The following is a 7,445-nucleotide window of genomic DNA, read 5'->3' as shown; positions in this document are numbered from 1 at the left end:
CCGGGTGCTCCGTGGACGCGCCGTCAGACGGGGCGTACCGAACGGGCAGGGACCGCCTCCGGCACTCAGTGCCCTCAATGCGCCATGCGGCGGCCCGCGGACGCGGCACGCCGGGAATGGAGGGAAGTGTGCGGCTTCTGTCATACCGTCCTCACCTGGCCGGATACCAGGAACCGGGAGCATTGCCCCCTTCGTCGTCGCAACCGCACGGCCCTGCCGGGGCGGTGGGGCAAGTACCGTCATCGCCTAGTGTCGAGGCCGAGGCTGGTGTGACGGCGGCAAGGCAGTGAGGAATGCTCGATGGTGCAGGCGTACAAGACGGAGACGGACAGCGGCGAGCCGGAGGTCCGGCGCACCGGGTCCCGGGCGCGGCGTCTGCTCGAACGCTGGCGCGGTGACCGGGGTATCTGGCGGCGCGGCATCCTCATCGCGTTCTGTGCCGTACTGACCGCGCTCCTGATGATCTTTCATGCGCAGCTGCCCAACCGGATCGGCAATCTGGGCTCGCTGAACGAGACCTTCCTGCCGTGGCTGGCCGCCCTCCTCGTCCCCGTGCTGCTCGCCGCCGCGCTGTGGCGGCGCTCGGCGACCGCGCTGATCGCCCTGCTGCTGCCCGTCCTCGTCTGGTTCAACCTGTTCGGCGGGCTGCTCACCGACAAGTCCACGGGCGGCGGGGATCTGACGGTCGCCACCCACAATGTCAACGCGGGCAACCCGGACCCCGGGGGCACGGCCAAGGAGGTCGCCTCATCGGGCGCGGATGTGCTGGCGCTCCAGGAACTGCCCCACGGCAAGGTCGGCACCTACCGGGAGGCCCTCGCGGACACCTACCCCTACCACGCGGTGCAGGGCACGGTCGGCCTGTGGAGCAAGTACCCGATGGCCGACACCGCGCCCGTCGGGATCCGGCTGGGGTGGACACGCGCGATGCGCTCCACCGTTCGGACGCCGCAGGGCGAGGTCGCGGTGTACGTCGCCCATATGCCCTCCGTACGGGTCAAGTTGCGGGCGGGCTTCACCGCCAACCAGCGCGACGACAGCGCCGACGCGCTGGGCGACGCGATCAGCAACGAACCGGTCGGCAAGGTGGTGCTCCTCGGCGATCTGAACGGGACGATGAACGACCGCGCGCTGACCGCCGTCACCGCCCAGATGCGGTCCACCCAGGGCGCGGCGGGCGACGGGTTCGGCTTCAGCTGGCCGGCGTCGTTCCCGATGGCGCGGATCGACCAGATCATGGTGAAGGGGGTCGAGCCGACGTCGTCGTGGACACTGCCCCGTACCGACAGCGACCATCTGCCGATCGCGGCCCGTATCGCTCTCTGAGCCCCTGAGCCCCTGAGCGCCTGACCCCGGGGGCCGGGCCGGGCCGGGCCGTTGATTCACCCGGCCGACTCACGCCAGCGGTTGGTGATCGGCAGCCGCCGGTCCTTGCCGAAACCCTTCGCCGAGATCTTGGTGCCCGGCGGGTACTGCCGGCGCTTGTACTCGGCCGTGTCCACCATCCTCAGGGTCCGCGCCACCAACTCCTCGTCGAACCCGGCCGCGACGATGGCGTCCTTGCCCTGGTCCCGGTCCACGTACAGCTCCAGAATCCGGTCCAGTACGCCGTAGTCCGGCAGCGAGTCGGTGTCGACCTGACCCGGGCGCAGCTCGGCGCTCGGCGGCTTGGTGATCGACGTCTCCGGGATCGGCGGGAGCTGCCCGCGCTCCCCGGCGGCCCGGTTGCGCCAGCGCGCCAGCCGGAACACGGTCGTCTTGTAGACGTCCTTGATGGGCCCGTACGCGCCCACCGAGTCGCCGTACAGCGTCGAATACCCCACCGCCAGCTCGGACTTGTTGCCGGGCGCCAGCACGATGTGCCCCTCCTCGTTGGAGACGGCCATCAGCATCGTGCCGCGCAGCCGCGACTGGAGGTTCTCCTCGGCCAGGCCGGTCAGGGCGAGCGAGCCCATATAGGCGTCGAACATCGGCTCGATGGGCACGGTGCGGAAGTCGAGCCCGGTGCGGCGGGCCAGCTCGGCCGCGTCGTCCCTGGAGTGCTCGGACGAGTACTTCGACGGCATGGAGATGCCGTACACATTCCCGGCGCCGACCGCGTCGCAGGCGATCGCGGCGACCAGCGCGGAGTCGATACCGCCGGAGAGCCCGATCAGGACGGACCGGAAGCCGTTCTTGGCGGCGTACGCGCGCAGTCCCACGACCAGTGCCGAGTACACCTCCTCGTCGTCGTCCAACCGGTCGGCGTAGCCCCCCGGCAGCTCCGCCCCGTACGCCGGAAGCGGGTCGGCGGTCAGGACGACATGGTCGATCCGCAGTCCGTCGTCCACGGTGCCCGAGGGAACCGGGCCCGCGGCGGGCAGTTCCAGGTCGACCACCACACTGCCCTCGGAGAACTGCGGGGCGCGCGCGATGACATCGCCCGCCGCGTCGACCACGATCGAGTCGCCGTCGAAGACCAGCTCGTCCTGGCCGCCGATCATCGCGCAGTACGCGGTGGTGCACCCGGCCTCCTGGGCGCGCTTGCGCACCAGGTCGAGGCGGGTGTCGTCCTTGTTCAGCTCATACGGCGAGGCGTTGATCGAGACCAGCAGCCCGGCGCCGGCGGACCGGGCGGCGGGGACCCGGCCGCCGTCCTGCCACAGGTCCTCGCAGATGGCGAGCGCCACATCGACGCCGCGCACCCGGATCACCGGGAGGGTGTCGCCCGGCACGAAGTACCGGAACTCGTCGAAGACGCCGTAGTTCGGCAGATGGTGCTTGGCGAAGGTGAGCACCACCCGGCCGCCGTGCAGTACGGCGGCGGCGTTGCGCGGCGCCCCGGCCGGCTGGCCGTACTTCGGCGCGGCGCTCTCCGAGCGGTCCAGATAGCCGACGACGACGGGCAGCTCACCGAAGCCCTCGTCGGCCAGGCGCGCGGCGAGCGCCCTCAGGGCGGCCCGGGACGCCTCCACGAAGGACGAGCGCAGGGCCAGGTCCTCGACGGGATAGCCGGTCAGCACCATCTCGGGGAAGGCGACCAGATGCGCCCCCTGCTCGGCGGAGTGCCGGGTCCAGCGCACGATCGACTCGCTGTTGCCGGCGAGGTCGCCGACGGTCGAGTCGATCTGATTCAGGGCGAGGCGTAGTTGAGGCACGCCGCCCAGTGTAATCGTCTTTCTGACGCGATGCCCTGGGCGGCGGGTGTGGGACGCCCCACGCGGGGACGCCCCACGCGGGGGCGTCCCGGCCGTGCGGTGTTCCGGGCGTGCGGGTTCCGGGCTACTTCCGGTAGCCGAGCACCGTCATCATGCCCGCCTCCGCGTGGTAGACGTTATGGCAGTGGATCATCCACAGCCCCGGGTTGTCCGCGTCGAAGTCCGCGGTCAGGGTGCCGTTCGGCAGGATGATCGCGGTGTCCTTGCGGGCCCCTCCCGCACTGTTGGCCAGCGCGAAGGTGTGCCCGTGCAGATGCAGCGGGTGCCACATCTCCGTCGGGTTGCGGAAGACCAGCCGTACCCGCTCGCCCGCGCGGACCTGGTGGCGGCGGTTGGGCGAGTAGGGCTTCTTGTCGAAGGCCCAGTCGTATTTCGCCATCCCGCCGGTCAGCCCGATCCTGATCGTGCGGTCCGGCTTGCGGGCCGCGAGGGCGACGGACTCGTCCGCCCGCAGCTTGTCGGCCGTCAGGACCCGCTTGGACAGCTCCTTCGGGCGTACGGAGGCGGCGGGGGCCGAGCCGCCGCCGGTACGCAGCAGGGCCAGCGCCGAGGCGTTCTTGCCCTCCGCCACCGCGACGAACGGGAACACCCCGTCGCCCGCCGTGACCAGGACGTCATAGCGCTCGCCCATGCCCAGCAGCAGGGCGTCCGCCTGGGCGTGCCGGACCGGGAAGCCGTCGGTGTGGGTCACCGTCATCCGATGGCCCCCGAGGGCGACCCGGAAGGCGGTGTCGCCGCCCGCGTTGATGATCCGCAGCCGGATACGGTCGCCGGGCTTCGCCGTGAAGGACGTGGGGGCGTCCGGGGTGCGCCCGTTGACCAGATAGTGCGGGTACGCCACGTCTCCCGCGTCCCCGCCCAGGAGATCGCTCTTGGCGCCCATCATCATCCGCGACGGGCCCTTCGGCCCGGGGGTCTCCTCCACGGACATCGACATGTTCGACATGTCGTGCCCTTCGTGCCCGCCGCCGCCGGACATGCCCTTGCGCAACTCCGCCAGCACCGCGTCCGGGGTCGATCCGTCCACGCCGTCGACCCAGTCGTCCAGGACGATCACCCACTCCTTGTCGTACTTCAGCGGCTCCTTGGGGTCCTCGACGATCAGGGGCGCGTACAGGCCCCGGTCCTGCTGGACACCGGAGTGCGGGTGGAACCAGTAGGTGCCCGGGTGGGACAGCGCGAACCGGTAGGTGAACTCCGCACCCGCCTTCACCGGCTGCTGGGTGAGCCCGGGGACCCCGTCCATGTCGTTGCGCAGAGCGAGACCGTGCCAGTGCAGCGAGGTCGACTCCGGCAGATTGTTGGCGAGGGTCAGCGCGAGGGTGTCGCCCGCGGTGGCGCGGACCTCCTGCCCCGGCAGCCGGTCCCCGTAGGCCCAGGAGCGCACGGTGCGGCCCCCGCCCAGCTCCAGCGGGGTCGCCACGGCGGTCAGCTTCACCTTGCGCTCCGGCCCCTTCCCGCGCTTCGCCTCGGCGGCGAGGACCTCCTCGCCATCGGGCGCGACGAAGCCCTTGGCTCCCTTGACGTCCTTGGGGTCGGCCGCCCCCTGACCGCCTCCGCTGTGACCGGCGTGCCCGCCGCCTCCGCCGTCCGATCCGGAACAGGCGGCCAGGACTCCCGTCCCGGCGACGGCGAGTGACGCTCCGAGCAGGGAACGGCGATTGATGTGTGTGGACATAGCTGAGTGCACCTCGTGATGTGTTCGGCAGTGTGCTGCGGAAGTGGGCCGCCGCGATGGGGGAGCTGGACCGCCCGTGGTCGTGGGCGTGCACCGCCGCATGCGCGGGTGTGGACCACCGCGGTGACGGATGTGAACCCGCCCGTGCTCGTGGGCGTGGACCTCCGCGTTCGCGGCTGTGGGCCACCGCGGCCATGGACGCGGACCGCCGCGCGGGTACGCGGCGGGGCACTCCTAGATCCGCAGCACCGACACCTTCGCGAGGATGCCTATGACCGGTGGCGGACCGGCCCACGGCCCGCGCACGATCCGTCCCCGGCCGCTCCCGCCCGCCGGCTCCCCGGTCCGCCGTCCCGGCAACCCACCGGCCACCATCACCAGCAGCGCGGCACCCAGCCAGCCGAGCACGGCCAGACACACCGCGCCCGGATCCATCCCGTGGCCCTGCCCCTGTCCATCGGACGGCGCCGGCCGGGTGTCACCGGCACCGGTCCCGGTCCCGGCCGCCGCCTGGTCCGGGCCGATATGCCCCGTACGACCCATACGCTCCGTACGGCTGTCGGCGGCGTCGGCTCCCACGGGCTGGGCACGGAGAACGTGCTCGGCCAACTGCCCGGTGGCCTGGTGCGAGCCCGGGGCGGGCGCGGCCGAGTCGGCGTGGGCGGAACCACCCGAGGCCGTGGTGTGTACGGTGCCGGCCGTCCGGGTGCCGGGGGCGGGCGGAACCGGATCCGCCGGGGGTGCCTGGGGTGCCCGTACGGCCGCCGCGGCGGGCAGGGGGACGGCTCCTGCCCCGGGGACGGCCGGGGACCCGGGCTGTCCGGAGCCGCCGGCGGGCGGTGGCGCGGTATGCCCCGGCCCATGGGCGGGCGCGGCCGAAGCCGACGGATGCCCCACCGTATGCATCGTGGCGATCCCGAACAGCAGCGCCACGAGCAGCAGGAGCTGCCCCACGCGTCCGCCACGACCGATCACCATGCTGTCGAATCCTACCCCCGCCGGGTATATTCCGAGGGCGTGCCCCGGCCGGTCGGCGATCATGGATCGTATGATCGCCGTCCTGATAGCCCTCGGCGCGCTCGCATACACCGCCTGGCTGCTCGAAGTCGTCGTCTCCACCGGCCTCGATCCCGTGCGGACGTACGTCAGCGAACTCGCCGCCGTCGACCAGCCGCTCGGCGGTCTGTTCCGGGCCACCGACCTCGCCGCCGGACTCCTCGTTCTCGCGGGCGGGCTCTGGGCCCTGGCCCGGACACCGCGCAGACCCTGGGCGCTCATCGGCTGGGGCGGGATCACTCTCTTCGGCGCGGCGACCGCCGTCGACTCCCGGCTGCCGCTGAGCTGTGCGCCCACCGCCGACCCCGAGTGCGCCGCCCGGGAGACCGCGGGACTCGTCCCCGCCACCCACACCGCGCACGCCGTCAGCTCCTCCACCGCGATGGCGGGCGCCGTCGTCGGGATCGTCGCGCTCACCGTCGCCGCCCGGCGGTACGGCTGGTGGCCGCTCCTCGCCCGGACCGGACCGGCGATCGTCGTCCTCGAACTCGCCGCCACCGGCTGGACCCTGTCGGCCGTCGCCGCCTTCGAGGCGGGCCGGGGGACCTGGTCCCTGGGGGCGGGACAGCGGCTCCAAGTGCTGTTCGTGGCAGTCTGGCTGGGGCTGCTCGCGCTGTGCCTGACACGGGAGCGCACGGAACGGCGGCGGAAGGAGCCGGTGCTCTGATGTTCGTACGGCAGCGGAAGCGGCAGCGGCAGCGGAAGGAGGGGGCGCGCAGATGTTCGTACGGATCGGCGGGGTGGCGCACCATGTCGTCGTGGAGGGGCGCGGGCCGGTCTGTGTGCTGAGCGCGGGCCTCTCGCTGAGCTGGTTCGACTGGGACCCCGTCGTACCCCTGCTCGCCCCGCACCGCACCGTCGTCCGCTTCGACCGCCCCGGGCACGGGCTGAGCGCCCCCGCCGGCGTCCGCCCCTCCGCCGCCGGGGAGGCACACCGCATCGCGGGGCTGCTGGACGCGCTCGGCGCGGCGGGGCCCGTGACGGTCGTCGGCCACTCGATCGCCGGGTTCCACGCGGAGGCGTTCGCCCGGCTGCACCCGGCCCGTACCGCCGCGGTCGTCCTCGTCGACTCCAGCGTGGAGGAGCGCGCACGCCCGCCCGCCGCGCCCGCCGTCCGTACGGCCGCCGCCCGCGCGGCCGGGGGCCTGCTGCGCGCGCTGGGCGTGCCCGCGGCGCTGGGGCCGCTCGTCCGGCGCGCGACGGTCCGCCTCTCCCGTACGGGCGGCGGGGACCCGGCCCCGGCGGCCCTCGTACGCCGCTGCTACCGCACCTCACGGGTCGCCCGGGGCACCCTGCTGGAGAACATCCACTACCGCGCCGTCGCCGCCGAACTCCTCGCCCTGCGCGAACGGCACCCCCTGCCCGCGGCGCCGTTCACCGTGCTCGCCGCGACCGCCGGGGGCCGCCGCTGGACGGCCCGGCAGCAGGCGCTGGCGCTCGCCCTGGGGGCCCGCTTCCGGGAGATCGGCCCGGCGGGTCATCTGATGATGCTGGACCGCCCGGACGCGGTGGCC

6 protein-coding genes are annotated in these 7,445 nt (G+C 73.1%); 3 read left to right on the top strand and 3 right to left on the bottom strand.

Features of this window, described 5'->3' with window-relative positions:
• Positions 1 to 300: 300 nt before the first annotated feature.
• Positions 301 to 1,326, top strand: a complete 1,026-nt coding sequence (locus tag ACWF94_RS27500) for an endonuclease/exonuclease/phosphatase family protein (RefSeq protein WP_453493985.1) — start codon at positions 301 to 303, stop codon at positions 1,324 to 1,326.
• A gap of 56 nt (positions 1,327 to 1,382) precedes the next feature.
• On the opposite strand, the gene ACWF94_RS27495 is transcribed toward ACWF94_RS27500, so the two are convergent.
• From ACWF94_RS27495 to ACWF94_RS27485, 3 genes are all read right to left on the bottom strand, one after another.
• On the bottom strand, positions 1,383 to 3,137 hold the full coding sequence (locus ACWF94_RS27495) for an NAD+ synthase (RefSeq protein ID WP_453493982.1): 1,755 nt from the start codon (positions 3,135 to 3,137) through the stop codon (positions 1,383 to 1,385).
• Positions 3,138 to 3,261: 124 nt separating this feature from the next.
• Positions 3,262 to 4,875 carry a multicopper oxidase family protein gene (locus ACWF94_RS27490; protein ID WP_453493979.1) on the bottom strand — a complete coding sequence of 538 codons (1,614 nt, stop codon included), beginning with the start codon at positions 4,873 to 4,875 and terminating at the stop codon, positions 3,262 to 3,264.
• Positions 4,876 to 5,109: 234 nt separating this feature from the next.
• Complete coding sequence (locus ACWF94_RS27485; RefSeq protein WP_453493976.1) at positions 5,110 to 5,853, bottom strand: hypothetical protein; 744 nt, start codon at positions 5,851 to 5,853, stop codon at positions 5,110 to 5,112.
• A 61-nt stretch (positions 5,854 to 5,914) separates the two neighbouring features.
• Between ACWF94_RS27485 and ACWF94_RS27480 the strand changes: the two genes are divergently transcribed.
• Positions 5,915 to 6,598 carry a DUF998 domain-containing protein gene (locus tag ACWF94_RS27480; RefSeq protein ID WP_453493973.1) on the top strand — a complete coding sequence of 228 codons (684 nt, stop codon included), beginning with the start codon at positions 5,915 to 5,917 and terminating at the stop codon, positions 6,596 to 6,598.
• Between the two features lie 52 nt (positions 6,599 to 6,650).
• Positions 6,651 to 7,445 (top strand): alpha/beta fold hydrolase (locus ACWF94_RS27475; RefSeq protein WP_453493970.1); only part of this gene is annotated, 795 nt, incomplete at its 3' end.

The sequence above is a fragment of the Streptomyces sp. NPDC055078 genome (genome assembly GCF_053607985.1).
The sequence above is the reverse complement of the archived record's forward strand: the minus strand, read 5'-3'. Positions and strand labels throughout refer to the sequence as shown.